The organism is Jiella marina (assembly GCF_024359545.1).
GTDB lineage: Bacteria > Pseudomonadota > Alphaproteobacteria > Rhizobiales > Rhizobiaceae > Jiella.
This window is the reverse complement of sequence record NZ_JAKQZG010000004.1, coordinates 1-17,164: the sequence shown is the minus strand read 5'-3', so window position 1 is coordinate 17,164 and position 17,164 is coordinate 1. Positions and strand designations below refer to the sequence as shown.

Below are 17,164 nucleotides of genomic sequence, written 5' to 3'. Positions count from 1 at the left end.
CTAGCAGGCTTTAAGGCGAAGTGCAGGCATCTGACAGGAGTTTGAAGAGGCGCCTCCCGCCGTGCAGCGCCTGAGGCGCTGCGGTGCGGCAACTAGTCCTCTTCGCCCCCGAGCCAGGGCGGCAGGCGATCGAGCCCGATGAGATCGTCTATGGTCTGGCGGGGACGAATCACCGAGAAGGCGTCGTCCTTGACCAGAACCTCAGCGATCAGCGGACGCGAATTGTAGCTCGAAGCCTGAACCGCGCCATAGGCGCCGGCAGAAGAGATGTAGACGAGATCGCCCGGCGCGACCGCCGGCAGATCGCGATCCTTGGCGAAAAAATCGCCGCTCTCGCAGACCGGGCCGACCACGTCGGCGATGATTCGCGGCTGGTCGTCCGCCGGCTCGCGCACCGGTGCGATGTCGTGCCAGGCATCGTAGAGGGTCGGACGAATGAGATCGTTCATCGCCGCGTCGACGATCACGAAGGTCTTCGATCCGGTCTCCTTCACATAGATCACACGCGCGACGAGGATGCCGGCATTGGCGGCGATCATCCGCCCCGGCTCGAACACCACCTTGCAGTCGAGATCGCGGACATGGCGCTTGACGATGTCGGCATAGGCCGGCGGCTCGGGCGGCGGCGCATTGTCGCGCCGGTAGGGCACGCCGAGCCCGCCGCCGAGATCGATATGGCTGATCTCGTGACCCTTGGTCCGCAGGCGGCGCACTAATTCTGCCAGGCGATCGAAGGCCCGGTCGAAGGGCTCGAGCGCCTCGATCTGGCTGCCGATATGCATGTCGATGCCGTTGACCGCGATGCCGGGAAGCTTCCGGGCGTGCTCGTAGACTGCTTCGGCGCGGTCAAAGGCGATTCCAAACTTGTCGGATTTCTTGCCGGTCGAAATCTTGGCGTGGCCGCCCGCGTCGACGTCGGGATTGATCCGAAACGAGATCTGCGCGGTGGTCCCAGCCTCGACCGCGCGGGCCGAGATCGCCTCCAGCTCGGGCTCGGACTCGACGTTGAAGCAGAAGATGCCCGCCGCGAGCCCCACATCGATTTCCGCGACGGTCTTGCCGACGCCGGAGAACATGATCTTTTCTGCGGGAATGCCCGCCCGCAGCGCCCGGATCAGTTCGCCGCCCGAAACCACGTCCGCGCCGGCACCGAGCCGGGCGAGCGTCGCCAGGACCGCCTGGTTGGAATTCGCCTTCATGGCGTAGCAGACGAGTGAATCGATATCGGCGAAGGCGCGCGAGAACACCTCGTAGTGGCGGGTCAGCGTCGCGGTCGAATAGCAATAGAACGGCGTTCCGATCTCCTGCGCGATCGTCTCGATCAGCACGTCCTCTCCGTGGAGGATCCCGTCCTTGAATTCAAAATGGTTCATCGCAAGGGTTCATCCCAACAGGTGATGGTACCGGATCGCTGGAGCGACGGGTCGTCTTCGTGTCTCCCGAGGCTCGCCTCACCAAGACCGGAACAAGGTCGGAATGGCCTCCATGGCATAAGCAGGCCCGCTTTCGGGCTACCCTCGGGCGCTTTCCCGTCAGCTCAGTTCAGCAGCCAATCCAGAAAGAAACGATTCTCTTCGGCTTTCGGATTGCGCGTCACTTCGGCGGCGCTGACGGTAACGTTGGTGGAGTTGTCGGTGAGGCGCCGCGCCCGCAGATCCACATCGGCTTCGTCCTGCCCGCCTCCGAAGGGCGAGACCTGGACCGACTGCGTTTCGTCGCCGGCAATCGCGGACGGCGTCTGGCCGGACTGCGGCGCGACCGGCGCATTCTTCACGCCGCACCCCGCCAGCGCTCCCACAAGCAGCAGCACCGGTGCCGACAACCTCAAAAACCGATGTTCCATCACGTCAACGCCCAGCGCTCCCCGCCTCTTCTCGAAAGCGGTGATAACGATTTCGGCGGGTAAAAGCACCCCCGTCGATTCAATTGCGCTCGTCTGCGAGGCGTTTCCGCCAGTACTCCACCTGCGCCCTGACATTGTCCGGTGCGGTGCCGCCAAAGCTCCGGCGGCTGCGCACCGAGGCGTCGACCCCCAGGACCTCGTAGACTGCCTCGGTGATCCGCGGATCAAGGGAGCGCAGAACATCGAGCGGCAGATCCTCGAGCCCGACGCCGGATTCCTCGGCGAGCGAGACGGCCCTGCCGGTGACATGGTGCGCTTCACGGAAGGGGAGGCCGAGTTCGCGCACGAGGTAGTCGGCGAGATCCGTCGCGGTCGAGAAGCCATGGCCAGCGGCCGCACGCATCTTCGCCTCGTTGACCGTCAGGTCACGCACCATTCCCGTGGCGGCCGCAAGCGCGAGGGACAGCGAATCGATCGCGTCGAAGACCTGCTCCTTGTCCTCCTGCATGTCCTTGGAATAGGTGAGCGGCAGCCCCTTCATCACCGTCAGCAGCGAGATCAGCGCGCCGTTGATACGGCCGGGCTTCGCCCGCACCAGCTCGGCCGCGTCCGGATTGCGCTTCTGCGGCATGATCGAGGAGCCGGTCGAAAACGCGTCAGACAGCTTCACGAAGCCGAATTGCGGCGTCGACCAGATCACGATTTCCTCAGCCAGCCGCGACAGATGTGTTGCGGTGATCGCGGCGACCGACAGGAACTCCAGCGCGAAGTCGCGGTCGGAAACCGTATCGAGCGAGTTGCGGGTCGGGGCGGAGAAACCCAGGGCGGAGGCGGTCGCACTCCGGTCGATCGGAAAGCCTGTACCGGCGAGTGCCGCGGTTCCGAGGGGGCACTCGTCGAGCCGCTTCAACGCGTCGCGGCAGCGTGACCGGTCGCGCGCCGCCATCTCCGCATAGGCCAGGCAATGATGGCCGAAGGTGACGGGCTGTGCGACCTGCAGATGGGTGAAGCCGGGCATCACCGTCTCGGCATGCTGTTCGGCCTTGTCGACCAGCGCGGCGATGAAGTCCGTCAGCCGGGCCTCCAAGGCCTGGAACGCCGTGCGGATATGCAGGCGAAAATCGAGCGCCACCTGATCGTTGCGCGAGCGGGCCGTATGAAGCCGTCCGGCCGCCGGGCCGATCAGTTCGGCGAGCCGCGACTCGATGTTCATGTGAATGTCTTCGAGTTTTCGCGAGAATGTGAAGTTTCCCGCCTCGATTTCGGCCTCGATCCGGGCGAGACCCTCGACGATCTTCGAAACGTCCTCGGCCGCGATGATGCCCTGTGCCCCCAGCATTTCGGCATGGGCCTTGGAACCGGCGATATCCTCGCGGTAGAGCCGTTTGTCAAAATCGATCGAGGCGTTGATCTCCTCCATGATGGCATCGGGGCCGGATGCGAAGCGACCGCCCCACATCGTATTCGAGGTTTTCTGGCTCATCGGGACCGGTGGACGAAAGAACAGGGTTATCGACGAATGACGGCGGACAATTCCGGACAGCCGACGAAACGTCTTCTGGCGATCGCGGGCGCAGCACTGGTGCTGGGCATCGTCGCCGGCGTGGGGGTGCTATACGTGACGGATCGCTGGTCTGGCAACGCGGTTGCAGCGAGTTGCCCGGCCGATGACGGGCTCCATGCCGCGATCGACGAGAACGCCCGCGGCGAAGTGGCGGCGGTGCAGGCGCTGGAAGAGCCTTTCGACGTCTCGACCATCTCCTTCACCGACGCAGACGGCGCGCCCAAGAGCCTCGCCGACTTCTCGGGGCAGACCCTTCTCGTCAATGTGTGGGCGACATGGTGCGTCCCCTGCCGGGTGGAGATGCCGGCGCTCGATGCGCTGGAAGCCCAGGAGGGCGGCGACGACTTCGCGGTCGTGCCGATCAATGTCGATCTGGGTTCGGACGACAAGCCGAAGGCCTTCTACGAGGAAACCGGCCTCTCGTCCCTCCCCCTCTACCGCGATGCCTCGCTCGACACCTTCAACGATCTCAAGACCCGAGGCGTGACGATCGGCCTGCCGGTCTCGCTCCTCGTCGACGGCGAGGGCTGCGCCCGAGCCGCCGTCGCGGGCCCCGCCGAATGGGCGAGCCCCGACGCGATCCGGCTGATCGAAGCAGTGAAGGGCGGGGGCCAGACGACGTGAGTTCAGGAATGCAGGGCGCCTCTGCTCGATGGCTTGCAAAGCGCCAATCCGTCAGGTCGGTCTCACCCCAGCGAGGATCGGGACAACTCGTCCTATGCGGCGCGGAGACCCTCGCTGACCGGGGGTCCCTTCGAACTTTCGCCAGAGGCCCCAGCTTGCCCGCAATCGAAGCTTGTCAGAAGATGCGAGAGCTCTTCGGTCTCGGTCGCGACGCTGCGGGAGGCGGCTGAGGACTGCTCGGCCATTGCCGCGTTTTGCTGGGTGACCTGATCGATGCTCTGCACCCCGGCATCGACTTCTGCGAGATTGGTGGCCTGATCCTGGGCAGAGGACGCCAGATTGGCGACGATCTCGTCGATCCGGCCGATCTGGGCGACCATCGCCTGCAGGGCCTCTCCCGTCCGTCCCACCAATTGGACGCCCTCTTCGACCTGGTCGCTCGAGGTGGAGATCAGGCTCTTGATCTCTTTCGCCGCTTCGGCCGAACGCTGCGCAAGACCCCGAACCTCGTGAGCGACGACGGCAAAGCCGCGCCCCGCCTCACCCGCCCTGGCCGCCTCGACGCCGGCGTTGAGCGCCAGGAGATTGGTCTGGAAGGCGATCTCGTCGATCACGCCGATGATCTGGCTGACCTTCTTCGACGACTGCTCGATGGCGTTCATCGAGGCGACGGTCTGTTCGACCACCGCCTCGGTCTTGCTGGAATCGCTGCGAACGCCGGTAATCGTGGATTTCGCTTCGATGGTCCCGTCGCGGGTTTGTCTGACCGCCTGGTTCACCTCGCTCAGAGCAGCCGCAATCTCTTCGACGCGCGCCGCCTGCTCCTCGACACGCCGCGAAAAGTCGTCGGCAGCGGTGGAGAGTTCCTCGCAGCCGAGGCGGATGGTCCGCGATTTATCCGCCACCGATCCAATCGCCGAACGCAACTGGGAGACTGCCTCGTTGAAATCCACGCGCAGCCGGTCGTAATCACCCTCGAAGGGGTCGTCGATGCGCGTGGTCAGCCGGCCCTCGGCGAGATCCTTCAACGCCGCGCCCAGAGCTTCGACGCACTTGCCCTGCGACAGCCGGGCCTCGGAAGCCTCCTGCCGGGCCTTTTCCAGTTCGGTCGCATCCTGAAGCGTCTCGACGACACCGACGACCTTGCCGGCGGCATCAACCATGGGACAGGCTTCGATGATGAGGTAGCGCCGCTCCCCCAGAGGGAGATCGCACCAGTTCTCGGCCCGCAGGTCATCACCCGTTCGCTCGCGCGATTGAGATGCATACAATCGGTCGATCGCCGCAGTGTCCCTGGTCAGGGCGAGATCAGCGAGGCAGGGCCGGGCTTCCTTGTAGAAGCCCTTCCAGTGGTCCTTGGTGTGAAGGACTTCGGAAGCCTTGAGGCCAGTCAACCGCTCGCAAGCGGGATTCCAGAGTGCCACGCGTCCTTCGCCGTCGAGCACAAAGGTCGGGATGGCCATGGACATGATCCCGGCCATTGCCCGCTCGTGCTCGGTTTGCGGTGTGTTCGAGGCGGCCTGATCGCTGCGCGGTTTCCGCCCTGCAAAGAAACCCATCGTGAAAAACCCTTTCTCAACCAGAGAAAGATTATGTTTTTCATCTTAACGTTTACTTTCCAGAGCAACTATCGCCGTTGCCTATCGCGTCGGCACGGGTTCCTCGCCGCGATAATCATAGAACCCGCGACCCGCCTTGCGGCCGAGCCAGCCCGCCTCGACATATTTCACCAGCAGCGGGCACGGACGGTATTTGGAATCGGCCAGCCCGTCATAGAGCACCTGCATGATCGAGAGGCACGTATCGAGCCCGATGAAATCGGCCAGTTGCAACGGGCCCATCGGATGGTTCGCACCGAGCTTCATGGCGGTATCGATGGAGGTGACGGAGCCCACGCCCTCATAGAGCGTGTAGATCGCCTCGTTGATCATCGGCAGCAGGATGCGGTTGACGATGAAGGCCGGGAAGTCTTCCGAAACCGTGATCGTCTTGTCGAGCGAGGCGACGAAGGCCTTGGCGGTCTCGAACGTGTCCTCCTCGGTCGCAATACCGCGCACGAGTTCGACGAGCTTCATCACCGGCACGGGATTCATGAAGTGAATGCCCATGAAGCGTTCCGGCCGGTCGGTTGCCGCCGCGAGGCGCGTGATCGAGATCGACGAAGTGTTCGTGGCCAAAAGCGCTTCCGGCTTCAGATGCGGGCAGATCTCACGGAAGGCCTTGCGCTTGACGGTCTCATCTTCCGTCGCCGCCTCGATGACGAGGTCGAGTTGGCCAAGATCCTTGGTCGAGGTCGTGCCTGAAATGCGGGCGAGCGCGTCCGCCTTGTCGCTTTCGCTGATCTTTTCAGAAGCAAGCTGGCGGCCGAGGGACTTCTCGATCCGCTCCATGCCGCTCCGGATGCGATCGTCCGCGACATCGTGGAGCTTGACCGTGAAGCCGGCCAAGGCCGCCACATGGGCAATGCCGGCGCCCATCTGCCCCGCGCCGACCACGCCGACGGATTTGATGCGATCTGTCATCGCGCTCTCCCAGGTCTTTTCTTGTTGCAGTGCAATATAGCACCACGACACCGCCGGTCAAAGGGCAGTGATGGTCAGAGCTTGTCCTTGAGCTCCGGCAGGAGCTGGAACAGATCGCCCACGAGGCCGTAGTCGGCGACCTGGAAGATCGGCGCCTCCTCGTCCTTGTTGATCGCGACGATGATCTTGGAGTCCTTCATGCCGGCAAGATGCTGGATCGCGCCGGAAATGCCGGCGGCGATGTAGAGCTCGGGCGCGACCACCTTGCCGGTCTGGCCCACCTGCCAGTCATTGGGGGCGTAGCCGGCATCGACCGCCGCGCGGGAAGCGCCGACGGCAGCACCCAGCTTGTCGGCGAGCGGCAGGATCACCTCCTCGAACTTCTCCTTCGAGCCGAGCGCGCGGCCGCCCGACAGGATGATCTTCGCCGCCGTCAGCTCCGGACGCTCGGAATGAGCGAGCTTCTCCTCGACGAAGGTCGAGAGCCCTGGATCGCCGGCCGCGTCGATCGTCTCCGTGGTGGCGGAGCCGCCCTCGCCGGCCGCCTGGAAGGAAGACGTCCGGACCGTGATGACCTTCTTAGCGTCAGTGGACTTCACCGTCTGGACCGCATTGCCGGCATAGATCGGCCGTTCGAAGGTGTCGGACGCTTCGACCGCGATGATGTCGGAAATCTGCATGACGTCGAGCAGGGCTGCGATGCGCGGCGCAACGTTCTTGCCGGTGGTCGTCGCCGCCGCGACGATCGCGTCATAGTCGCCGGCGAGCTTCACGACGAGATCGGCGAGCGGCTCGGCCAGCCCATGGCCATAGGCGGCGTCGTCGGCATGAAGAACCTTGGCAACGCCTTCGAGCTTTCCGGCTGCCTCGGCGACGGGGCCGGCGCCCTCGCCCGCCACGAGGATGTGGACGTCTCCGCCCAGAGCCTTCGCGGCCGTCAAGGCTTTGGCCGTCTGGTCGGAAAGAGCCGCGTTGTCGTGCTCGGCAATCAAAAGTGTGGTCATCTCGTCTCTCCTGGCACTTCGCAGCAGGCCTCCGGGGCGGCGAAGCGCGTCAGTATCTCGGGTGCTCAATAATGGAACTGCATGCGATCAAAAGCGCAGGCGCGTCCTCTTCGGGACATTCCGACCTTAAAGAACCCCGGCTTCGTTCTTCAGCTTGTCGACCAGTTCGTCGACGCTTGCGACCTTCACGCCGCCTTCGCGCTTCTTCGGCTCGGCGGTCTTGAGAACCTCCAGACGCGGCGCAATGTCGACGCCGAGGTCTTCCGGGCTCTTCTCCTCGATCGGCTTCTTCTTCGCCTTCATGATGTTGGGCAGCGAGGCGTAGCGCGGCTCGTTCAGGCGCAGATCGGTGGTCACCACCGCCGGCATCTTGAGATCGACCGTCTGCAGGCCGCCGTCGACCTCGCGGGAGACCTTGGCCCGGCCATCGGCGAACTCGACCGTGTTGGCGAAAGTGCCCTGGCTCCAGCCGAGGAGCGCCGCGAGCATCTGGCCGGTCTGATTGCAGTCGTCGTCGATCGCCTGCTTGCCGAGGATGACGAGGTCGGGCGTTTCCGCTTCCACCACAGCCTTCAGGAGCTTGGCGACGGCAAGCGGTTCGGTCGGCTGGTCGGTCTTCACGAGGATGCCGCGGTCGGCGCCCATGGCGAGTGCGGTGCGGATCGTCTCCTGGGACTGCTGCGGGCCGACCGAGACGGCGATGACTTCGCTCGCCGTGCCGGCTTCCTTCAGACGGATCGCCTCTTCGACGGCGATCTCGTCGAACGGGTTCATCGACATCTTCACATTGGCGAGTTCGACGCCGGACCCATCCGACTTCACCCGGATCTTCACATTGTAGTCGACCACCCGCTTGACTGCGACGAGAACTTTCATGGGCGGTTTGTCTCCTTCGGGGATTTTCTGGGACTGTCTTTCGCAGCCGTCTTGGCGCATGGCGGCGTGGCTTGGCAAGCCGTGACGACATCATGCCGCTAATATTGGCGTTCGCGCTCATCGGTCAAAGCCGCTGCCTTCGGCGGGACGATCTTGCGATCGAACAGCGGCACGCCGGAGCGCCGCAGAACCAGGGTCAGCAAGGCTCCGGCGACGATACCGCCGACATGGGCGGCATAGGACACGTCGGCCGCGCCCGTCACCAGCATGAAGAACTGGAGGCCGATCCAGGCAGCGAGCACGATATAGGCCGGCAGGGGCAGAGGAATGCGGCCGAGAACGAGCACCCAGACCCAGACGCGTGGATGCAGCATCAGATAGGCCGCGACCACGGCCGAAACCGATCCCGATGCACCGACGAGTGTCCCCTCCGAGGTTGGCGCGATCACGGCATGGGCAAAGGCACCTGCGGCGGCGGAGGCGAGATAGAAGAGAAGGAATTTGAAGTGGCCGAAGGCATCCTCGACATTGTCGCCGAACACCCAGAGGAACAGCATGTTGCCGAGAAGATGCCAGAAATCGAGATGCAGGAACGAATAGGTGACGAAGTTAAGCCAGCCGGGCACGGCCACATAGACCGGTGGCAGATCCACATGTCCGTTCGCGACGGCGGGAATGAAGCCGTAGGACAATTCGAAGGACGAAACGATGGCGCCGGTCTCTCCGACCGCCCAGCCATAGAGGAAGACGAAGACGTTGACCGCGATCAGGCCGATCGTGACGTATTGGAAGCGGATGTAGCGCAGGCGGTTGGAGTCATAGATCGGGATGAACATCGGGGCCTCGCTCGCCTTGTCAGCCGGGCGGGCGAGTGAAGCTTCCGGCCTAGCCTAGGTCGAGGGTCTAGCACTCATTCGAACGCCTTCACCAGCCATTCGACAACCTCCGCACCGCCAGCGGCGTCATAGGCCAGTTTGCCGGCCTCCGAACCGATCATGCCCCCGGCAACGGCCGCAATGCCGAGAACCACGAAGCCGACGCCGCCTGTCGACACACCAATCATGAGCGCCGCCGAGACGGCCACTCCCGCGCCCAGGCGGCCTGTTCCCATGCCCACTGCTTCGCGCACGACCACATTGCCGGCGGCGGAAGCGCCACCCCTCTGATAGGCGACACGCGTCTCCGCAGCGATCGCACCCGTTTGCAGGATGGTCGCTGCCCTGCCAAGCGGCTTCAGCTTGGCGGCGAAATTGCTGTTGCGGGCCAGGCTGCGCTCGATCTTCTTGTTGCGCAGACCATCGCCATCGATGGCGTAGGATTTGGCAAGGCTCTTGTGGCTCAGCCCGAGGGCCTTCTTCATCCGGGACTGTCCCGGATTCTCCAGAATATGACGGCGCGAGAAGCCGTTGATCTGACGCTGGAGCGCCGTTTCGATGGGTTTGCGTAGAGCGATCGCCTCGGTGCTGTTCAGCTTCCAGCCGGCCTTCAGCGCCGTCCGATAAGCTTCGTCGAGGCGTTTCATATCCGCCTCGATCATTGCGATGCGCTTGGCAAGATAGGTGTTCACGCCATCGAGTTCACTGCCAATGAAACCGAGCCCCTCACGATGCTGGACAACGGCATCGATCAAGGAAAAGTCCTGATTGAACCTGCCGGCCTGGGCCGGCGACACCACCGGCGGGGAGACCGACCCCACCCCTTGCGAAAACCGGCCCAGCTCCGCTGCTGTCATCGCCGACATCGAGTCGTCATGGGGCACCACAACCATGCGACCTGGCGAGAGAGTTTGCCCGGGCGATTGCAGGCCGTTCAACGCGCGAAACGCTTCTATTCTTCGATCGGCGGGATCCACAAAGAAGCAGCGATGGGCATCCTCCCCAAGCACTGCGGTCTCCAGCATGCCAACGGATACGTTCTGGCCCATCCAGCTTCCTCGAAGGGTTGAAGCTCGGATAGGTTGAATTATTGCATGAAATTGTCAATCAAGAATTGCAGCTTAAGGCGGCTTGAGTGGCATCGCCTCGCGGAAGCCGAGTGAGGCAGGCGTGGCTCAGCGGCTCTTCCCCGGCACCCAGAGAACGTCCGCCCGGCCCTCGTCATTGGCGATGCGCCCCGCCACGAAGAGATGGTCGGACAGGCGATTGACGTAGCGGATCGCGGTTGCGGCTACCGGCTCGCCGTCCTTGTTCGACAGCGCGATCATCAGGCGCTCGGCGCGACGCGCCACCGTGCGCGCGTGGTGAAGATGGGTCGCGGCGGGCGAACCGGCCGGCAGCACGAAGGATTTCAGCGGTTCGAGCCGCTCGTTCATGGCGTCGATCTCGGATTCCAGCCGGTCGACCTGGGACTCGACGATCTTCAGCGGCTCGAATTCCAGGGGCTTGCCGGTGTCCGGCGTCGCCAGCTCCGCGCCGAGATCGAACAGCTCGTTCTGGATGCGCGCCAGCATGGCGTCGAGGACTTCGTCGGCATGGAGCCGAACGAGACCGATGACCGCATTGAGTTCGTCGACCGTGCCATAGGTCTCGACCCTGAGATCGGCCTTGGAACGGCGCTCGCCATTGCCGAGCGTGGTTTCGCCGCCGTCGCCGGTCCTGGTGTAGATCTTGTTCAGGCGCACCATGATCTGCGTCCTCGTCCTGTCGTGTTGAGAATTTCGCGGAAAATCAGCGGGCGAGCAGAAGCACCCCGACGATGATGATCACCGCGACGCCCTGCAGCATGACGCGGGCGCGCATCAGCTTCTGGGACGTGTTGCCCGAGCCGCCCCGCATCATATTGATCAGCCCGGCGAGAAGCACGCCGGCGGTCGCCACCATGACGATGAGGGCGAGATAGGTCAGAAAATCGGACATGCCGTCCCTTCGAACTTTCGGTCAAACGCGACCGCATATAGGCGTCATTTGCCTGCCCGCGAGCGCTTGCGACCATGTCGCGCGATCAGCCGCCACCCAGGGAGGGTCGTCGCGGTCGCAGATTGCCCATGGCGGCGGCCACGCCGATCCCGGTGATCGCGAGACCGGTGATCTGGACCAGAGTGAGCGTCTCGCCGAACAGGAGATAACCCAAGACGGCTGTCACGCCCGGTGTCAGGTACATCAGTGACGAGACCTTGGAAACGGCCCCTTCCCGGATCAGGATCATGAACAGGAAGATCGCCCCGATCGACAGGACGAGCACCAGCCAGACGAGCGCGAAGACCACGTCGCCGTTCCAGCGGATCGCCATCTCCTCGCTTGCAAGAGCCATGACGCCGACGGGGACCAGGGCGCCGAGATATTGCAGAGCCGTCCCTGTGCGAATGTCGAGACCGGTGACGAAGCGCTTCTGCCAGACCGTGCCGACCGAAATCGCGAGCGCCGAGAGGACCGCCGGCACCACATTGATCGCACCGTATTCGCCGCCAGATCCGAGCTTCGGCAGAATCACCAGCGCAACACCGAAGAGGCCGAGAGCGAGGCCCAGCGCATGGCGCGGACGGATGGTCTCGCCGAGAACGGTCGCCGCGATGATCGCCACCAGGATCGGCTGAAGCCCGACGATCAGCGCCGCCACGCCGGCATTCAGGCCATGGCGGATCGCGAAGAACACGCCCCCGAGATAAAGGCCGTGAATCAGGCTGCCGGCGATCATCGCATGCATCGCCAGGGGAAAGGACGGCCATTTGCGGCCCGACATCGCGACGACAGCCGCCAGAATGGCGAAGGCGAGAAGAAATCTCAGAGAAAGGAAGGTGAAGGGCTCGGCATAGGGCATGGCATAGCGCGCGCCGATGAAGCCGGTGGACCACAACAGAACGAAGAGCGGGGGGAAAACGGATACGAAACGCTGCACGGATATTGGCTCTGCCGGATGTCGGGGCTGCGCGACCACTTCGGCCAGGAGGACGCCGCCAGCCGCCCCATACACGGCTTTGACCGCGGCGTCACATCGCGGGGCCGGCACGCAGCCTGATACGGGTGGGCACCTCCCCCCGACCTGAGCGAACGGTTTGCGCTTTGGGCCCACCCGTCCTATCGCTGAACGCCCCGCCTTTCTTCCGCCGTGCCGATGCAGACCATCCTCAACATCGTCGTCCCGATCTTCAGCCTGATCGCCATCGGCTTCGCCTCCGCGAGGACGCGGCTTCTGCCCGAATCGGTGGAAACGGCGCTCGCCCGCTTCGTCTTCGTCATCGCGGTGCCGCTGCTCCTGTTCCGCACGCTGTCGACGATGTCCTTCGGCAATGCCAATCCGCTCTATCTCTGGGCGAGCTATTTCGGCGCCGTGGCGGTCGTCTGGACATGCGGCAGCTTGGCCGCCCGGGCCTTCGCGGGTGCCGACCGGCGCACGGCGGTCATCGCCGGCATCTCGTCAAGCTTCGCCAACACCGTTCTCGTCGCCATTCCAACGCTCCAGCGCGCCTACGGCGATCCTGGACTGGAGCCGCTTCTCCTGATCGTCTCGATCCATCTGCCGGTGATGATGATCGCGTCGTCGATCCTGATCGAGCGGGCGGCCGCACGGGATGCGTCGCAGGGAGCCGCGATCGCGCATGATCCACCACCCCTTTCGAAGATCGCCAGGCGCGTCGGCAGGAACCTCGCCACCAATCCCATCGTCGTCGGGATCGTGGCGGGCCTTGTCTGGCGCGCCACCGGCTTTCCCCTCGACGGTCATTTCAGCGAAGTAACCCGTCTCCTCAGCGGCACGGCCGGACCCATCGCCCTGTTTTCCCTCGGCATGTCACTGACACGCTATGGCCTCAAGGGCGACATCTTCATGGCCACGACGGCTGCCGCGCTGTCTCTCCTCGTCATGCCCGCGCTCGTCTGGCTGATCGGCAACGGGCTGGGGCTGCCGGATCTCTGGCTGAAGGGCGCGGTCCTGACGGCAGCGGCCCCCGCCGGCGTCAACGCCTATATCCTGGCCACCTATTTCGGTGCCGGCGAAAAGCTTGCCGCGACGACGATCCTGGTCTCCACCGTCGCATCCGTCGTCACGCTCAGCCTGTGGCTGACGATCCTCGGGACATGAGGATCTCCTCCGACAGGGAGCCGCCCGGGCGCCCCGGCAGGCCGACCATGCGGCGGATGTCTTCGGCCGTCATCCCCGATTCCCGGAGCGACTTCAGAGAGGTATCGCGCGCGCTCTTCGACAGTTTGCGGCCATCCTCTCCTAGGATCAGAGGATGGTGGTGGTATCGCGGCGGCGAGAAGCCGAGGAGCTCCTGCAAGAGACGATGGATACTGGTCGCATAGAAGAGATCACGGCCCCGCACGACGTCGGTGATGCCCTGCAGGGCGTCATCGACGACGACAGAGAGATGATAGCTGGTCGGCACATCCATCCGCCCGAGCACCACGTCGCCCCATTCGAGCGGCCGCGCCACGATCGGCCCGCTTTCGCCCAGCGGCGAGGCACCGTATTCGTCCCAGCCCAAGGCCGGGACGCGCTCGATCGCCCGCTCCAGATCGAGCCGCCACGCGAAGCGCTCGCCCTCGCTCATCCGCCTTTCCCGCTCTTTCGTCGTGGCGTGGCGGTCGAGACCGGGATAGAGCGGCGCGCCGTCGGGATCGCGGGGCCATGAACGACCTTCCTCGCTCTCATAGCGGTCGACGAAGGCGCGGATTTCGCCCCGCGACATGAAGGCGGGATAGACGAGTTCTTCCGCTGCCAGCGCCTCCAGTGCGGCGGCATAGTCGGCCATGTGCTCGGACTGGCGCCGCGGCTTCTCGTCCCAGGAAATGCCGAGAAAGGCCAGATCGTCCTCCACCTGCCGCTCGAAGGCGGGCGTGCAGCGGGCGAGATCGATGTCTTCGTGGCGCAGGAGGAAGCGCCCGCCGGTCTGACGGGCAAGCTCGTGATTGACCAGAGCCGAATAGGCATGGCCGAGGTGAAGCTCGCCGTTCGGACTGGGCGCGAAACGGAACACGGCGTCTTTTGCGGACATTTTTATGCGATTCCCTCGTTTGGGCGAGGTGCTAAGATCGGATTGCGAGAGGAAGATGACGAAGGCGGTCCGCCCATGATTTCGACCGAAGCCGACATCGCCGAGGCGCTGGACGAATTGCTGGCTGCCGATCCCCGTCTCGACCCGGTGCTTCGGACCGCCGGCACGGTTCCGCTGCGCCGAAGCACCAGAGGCCTGCGCGGCCTGATCGCGATCATCGTGGCGCAGCAGGTCTCCAAGGCAAGCGCCGACGCGATCTTCGGCCGTCTCGCGGCAGCCGTCGACCTCGATGACGCTGCGGCAATCCTCGCGGCCGACGAAACGACCCTGCGCGCCGCCGGCCTCTCGCGCCCCAAACAACGGACCGTCCGGGCCATCGCCGAAGCGGTTTCGGACGGACGCCTTTCGCTAGAACGCTGCGAATCATCCGCGGCGGAGGATGCGGTCGCCGAACTCGTCGCGCTTCCCGGGGTCGGCCCTTGGACCGCCGAATGCTATCTGCTCTTCTGCGCCGGGCACCGCGACATTTTTCCCGCCGGGGATCTGGCGCTTCAGGTCGCCGTCGCCCATGCCTTCGCCCATGACGATCGTCCCGCCGCCAAGGCTCTGGCCGGAATCGCCGAGGCCTGGCGACCGCATCGCTCCGTCGCAGCCCGGCTTTTCTGGGCCTATTACGGCGCCGTCAACCGGCGCGAGGTCGTTCCCGTCACCGAAGCCTAGCCGGTCGATCACCGGAGCCTATCCACAGATAAAGGGAGTACAAGGGAAGCGCCATTTCAGGCCAGAATCCACCAAGCCCCTGTCATGGCGGGGATAAGGCTTCACAAAGCCGACATGATAGAGCACGATAGTCCGCGCCGACGCGAGTTAAGGAAGAAGGCGTCAGCCCAAGGAGACTTCGGTGACGATCGCGATAAGTCAGGACTTATCCCCAGCCCTTGTTCTCAACGCCGACTTTCGGCCCCTCAGCTACTACCCACTTTCCCTGTGGTCCTGGCAGGATTCGATCAAGGCCGTGTTCCTCGATCGGGTGACGATCCTGGCCGAATATGACCGGGCGGTGCGAAGTCCGAACTTCTCCATGCGCCTGCCCTCCGTCGTCTGTCTCAAGACCTACATCAAGCCCGCCCGCCATCCGGCCTTCACCCGCTTCAACGTCTTCCTCCGCGACAAATTCCAGTGCCAGTATTGCGGCTCTCCCCATGAGCTGACCTTCGACCATGTGATCCCGCGGTCCAAGGGCGGCCTCACCACGTGGGAGAACGTCGTGGCGGCCTGCTCGCCCTGCAATCTCAAGAAGGGCGGCGCAATGCCGAAGGTCGCGGGAATGATCCCCCGCCAGACGCCGTTTCAGCCGACTGTGCACGACCTCCACAACAACGGTCGACTGTTCCCGCCGAATTATCTCCACGAGAGCTGGCTCGACTATCTCTACTGGGACTCCGAACTCGATCCCGAATAGGGCCTGGCGTCTGGATCGCTTAATGTCGTCGATCCGTTCGCATCCGGGTCTGTCCTCCATGCATCTCTGTCCGGCGGATCTGCCCTTGCGTCGCTTGGGCGTTCTGGTATGTCGTGCTGCAGGGCAGCATAAATCGGCTGCAAACGGCGAATTGCGTCGCTTCGCAGGTTGATATCCCGGCGATCCTTTTAGAGCGGCGCGCAGGCATCCCGAGCATCACGGAACGAGCAGACGTTGAAACTATCAGACCTGACAGAGATCGCCCTCAAGGGCGGCGAAGAAGTCATGGCCGTCTACGGTACCGCCTTCGATGTCGAGAAGAAGGACGATTCCTCGCCTGTGACCGAGGCCGACCTGCGCTGCGAAGCCGTGATCAAGCCGCTTTTGAAGGCGCTGGCTCCGGACGTGGTCATCGTGGCGGAGGAGGCCATGTCGGCGGGTGACGTCCCGGCCGAGGCCAGCCGGATGTTTCTCGTCGACCCCCTCGACGGCACCAAGGAATTCGTCAATCGCAACGGCGATTTCACCGTCAATATCGCGCTGATCGAAAACGGCGTGCCGGTGGCGGGCGTTGTCTATGCACCGGCGATCGGCAAGATCTGGGCCGGTTCGGCGGCAGACGGCGCCTATCGCGGCGATGTCGAAAGCGGTCGGATCGGCAAGGTCGAGGCCATCGCGACCCGGCCGACGCCCGAGAAGATCGTGGCCGTCGGCAGCCGCAGCCACGGAGCGAGCGAAACGGCGGAATGGCTGAAGCGCTTTGACGTGGACAATCTCGTGTCCCGTGGCTCGTCCCTGAAATTCTGCCTCGTTGCGGAAGGCGAGGCGGACGTCTATCCGCGGCTCGGCCGGACCATGGAATGGGACACGGCAGCGGGAGACGCGGTGCTGCGCGCGGCCGGCGGGCTGGTCACCACGCTCGACGGCAAGCCCCTCGTCTACGGCAAGCGCCGCCAGGCGGACGACGTGGATTTTGCCAATCCGCATTTCGTCGCCTTCGGCCAGCCCGGGCTCGCCGAAGACCTGTCGTAGCACACTGGCGCAACGCCTGTGGCTCCCGGCCTGGCGAGCCGGCAGGCCTGATTTGACGCGCGAAAGCGCTCAAGACATTTGCACGAAGGATGGATTGATAGATGTCGGTTGGGGTTATGGCGAGTTCGGTCGAGTTGACGCATCTGGAGCGTCTTGAGGCGGAGTCGATCCACATCATGCGGGAGGTTGCGGCGGAGTTCCGCAATCCGGTGATGCTGTATTCGATCGGCAAGGATTCCTCGGTCATGCTGCATCTGGCGAAGAAGGCGTTCCATCCTTCGCCGCCGCCCTTCCCGCTGCTGCAT

Annotated in this window: 19 protein-coding genes; 6 read left to right on the top strand and 13 right to left on the bottom strand. The window is 64.2% G+C overall.

The window, feature by feature from the left end; all coding sequences use genetic code 11:
* Positions 1-92: 92 nt before the first annotated feature.
* From lysA to argH, 3 genes are all read right to left on the bottom strand, one after another.
* Complete coding sequence (gene lysA, locus MF134_RS08460) at positions 93-1,373, bottom strand: diaminopimelate decarboxylase (protein WP_255339005.1); 1,281 nt, start codon at positions 1,371-1,373, stop codon at positions 93-95.
* Between the two features lie 164 nt (positions 1,374-1,537).
* Positions 1,538-1,912 (bottom strand): hypothetical protein, encoded by a 375-nt coding sequence (locus MF134_RS08455; protein WP_255339004.1) that lies wholly within the window; start codon positions 1,910-1,912, stop codon positions 1,538-1,540.
* A 10-nt stretch (positions 1,913-1,922) separates the two neighbouring features.
* Positions 1,923-3,326, bottom strand: coding sequence for an argininosuccinate lyase (gene argH / locus MF134_RS08450; RefSeq protein ID WP_255339003.1), 1,404 nt, complete (start codon positions 3,324-3,326; stop codon positions 1,923-1,925).
* Positions 3,327-3,362: 36 nt separating this feature from the next.
* Here argH and tlpA point away from each other — a divergent pair, with 36 nt between their 5' ends.
* Positions 3,363-4,031, top strand: a complete 669-nt coding sequence (tlpA, locus tag MF134_RS08445) for a thiol:disulfide interchange protein TlpA (protein ID WP_255339002.1) — start codon at positions 3,363-3,365, stop codon at positions 4,029-4,031.
* A 92-nt stretch (positions 4,032-4,123) separates the two neighbouring features.
* On the opposite strand, the gene MF134_RS08440 is transcribed toward tlpA, so the two are convergent.
* The 9 genes from MF134_RS08440 to MF134_RS08400 form a co-directional block, all read right to left on the bottom strand.
* Entirely contained in the window at positions 4,124-5,590 is a 1,467-nt protein-coding gene (locus tag MF134_RS08440; protein WP_255339001.1) for a methyl-accepting chemotaxis protein, read from the bottom strand.
* A gap of 81 nt (positions 5,591-5,671) precedes the next feature.
* Positions 5,672-6,553, bottom strand: a complete 882-nt coding sequence (locus tag MF134_RS08435) for a 3-hydroxybutyryl-CoA dehydrogenase (protein ID WP_255339000.1) — start codon at positions 6,551-6,553, stop codon at positions 5,672-5,674.
* A 74-nt stretch (positions 6,554-6,627) separates the two neighbouring features.
* On the bottom strand, positions 6,628-7,557 hold the full coding sequence (locus MF134_RS08430; RefSeq protein ID WP_255338999.1) for an electron transfer flavoprotein subunit alpha/FixB family protein: 930 nt from the start codon (positions 7,555-7,557) through the stop codon (positions 6,628-6,630).
* Positions 7,558-7,683: 126 nt separating this feature from the next.
* Positions 7,684-8,433, bottom strand: a complete 750-nt coding sequence (locus MF134_RS08425; RefSeq protein ID WP_255338998.1) for an electron transfer flavoprotein subunit beta/FixA family protein — start codon at positions 8,431-8,433, stop codon at positions 7,684-7,686.
* 98 nt (positions 8,434-8,531) lie between these two features.
* Positions 8,532-9,269, bottom strand: a complete 738-nt coding sequence (locus MF134_RS08420) for a rhomboid family intramembrane serine protease (RefSeq protein ID WP_255338997.1) — start codon at positions 9,267-9,269, stop codon at positions 8,532-8,534.
* 74 nt (positions 9,270-9,343) lie between these two features.
* Entirely contained in the window at positions 9,344-10,357 is a 1,014-nt protein-coding gene (locus MF134_RS08415; RefSeq protein WP_255338996.1) for a hypothetical protein, read from the bottom strand.
* Between the two features lie 126 nt (positions 10,358-10,483).
* The gene (locus MF134_RS08410; protein WP_255338995.1) at positions 10,484-11,056 is read right to left on the bottom strand and encodes a cob(I)yrinic acid a,c-diamide adenosyltransferase; all 573 of its coding nucleotides are present in this window, start codon (positions 11,054-11,056) and stop codon (positions 10,484-10,486) included.
* A 43-nt stretch (positions 11,057-11,099) separates the two neighbouring features.
* Positions 11,100-11,288 carry a twin transmembrane helix small protein gene (locus MF134_RS08405; protein WP_255338994.1) on the bottom strand — a complete coding sequence of 63 codons (189 nt, stop codon included), beginning with the start codon at positions 11,286-11,288 and terminating at the stop codon, positions 11,100-11,102.
* 85 nt (positions 11,289-11,373) lie between these two features.
* Entirely contained in the window at positions 11,374-12,267 is an 894-nt protein-coding gene (locus tag MF134_RS08400) for a DMT family transporter (protein ID WP_255338993.1), read from the bottom strand.
* A 216-nt stretch (positions 12,268-12,483) separates the two neighbouring features.
* Here MF134_RS08400 and MF134_RS08395 point away from each other — a divergent pair, with 216 nt between their 5' ends.
* Positions 12,484-13,449 carry an AEC family transporter gene (locus tag MF134_RS08395; protein WP_255338992.1) on the top strand — a complete coding sequence of 322 codons (966 nt, stop codon included), beginning with the start codon at positions 12,484-12,486 and terminating at the stop codon, positions 13,447-13,449.
* Here MF134_RS08395 and gluQRS read toward each other — a convergent pair.
* The gene (gluQRS, locus tag MF134_RS08390; RefSeq protein WP_255338991.1) at positions 13,418-14,365 is read right to left on the bottom strand and encodes a tRNA glutamyl-Q(34) synthetase GluQRS; all 948 of its coding nucleotides are present in this window, start codon (positions 14,363-14,365) and stop codon (positions 13,418-13,420) included. The two genes, MF134_RS08395 and gluQRS, sit on opposite strands and share 32 nt — an antisense overlap.
* Positions 14,366-14,440: 75 nt before the next feature.
* On the opposite strand from gluQRS, the gene MF134_RS08385 reads away from it, so the two are divergent.
* The 4 genes from MF134_RS08385 to MF134_RS08370 all read left to right on the top strand — a co-directional run.
* Positions 14,441-15,085 (top strand): DNA-3-methyladenine glycosylase family protein, encoded by a 645-nt coding sequence (locus MF134_RS08385; RefSeq protein ID WP_255338990.1) that lies wholly within the window; start codon positions 14,441-14,443, stop codon positions 15,083-15,085.
* Positions 15,086-15,266: 181 nt separating this feature from the next.
* Positions 15,267-15,827, top strand: coding sequence for an HNH endonuclease (locus tag MF134_RS08380; protein ID WP_255338989.1), 561 nt, complete (start codon positions 15,267-15,269; stop codon positions 15,825-15,827).
* Positions 15,828-16,061: 234 nt separating this feature from the next.
* Positions 16,062-16,859 (top strand): 3'(2'),5'-bisphosphate nucleotidase CysQ, encoded by a 798-nt coding sequence (gene cysQ / locus MF134_RS08375; RefSeq protein ID WP_255338988.1) that lies wholly within the window; start codon positions 16,062-16,064, stop codon positions 16,857-16,859.
* Positions 16,860-16,960: 101 nt separating this feature from the next.
* Positions 16,961-17,164: phosphoadenosine phosphosulfate reductase domain-containing protein (locus tag MF134_RS08370; protein WP_255338987.1), on the top strand; the 204-nt coding region annotated here is incomplete at its 3' end.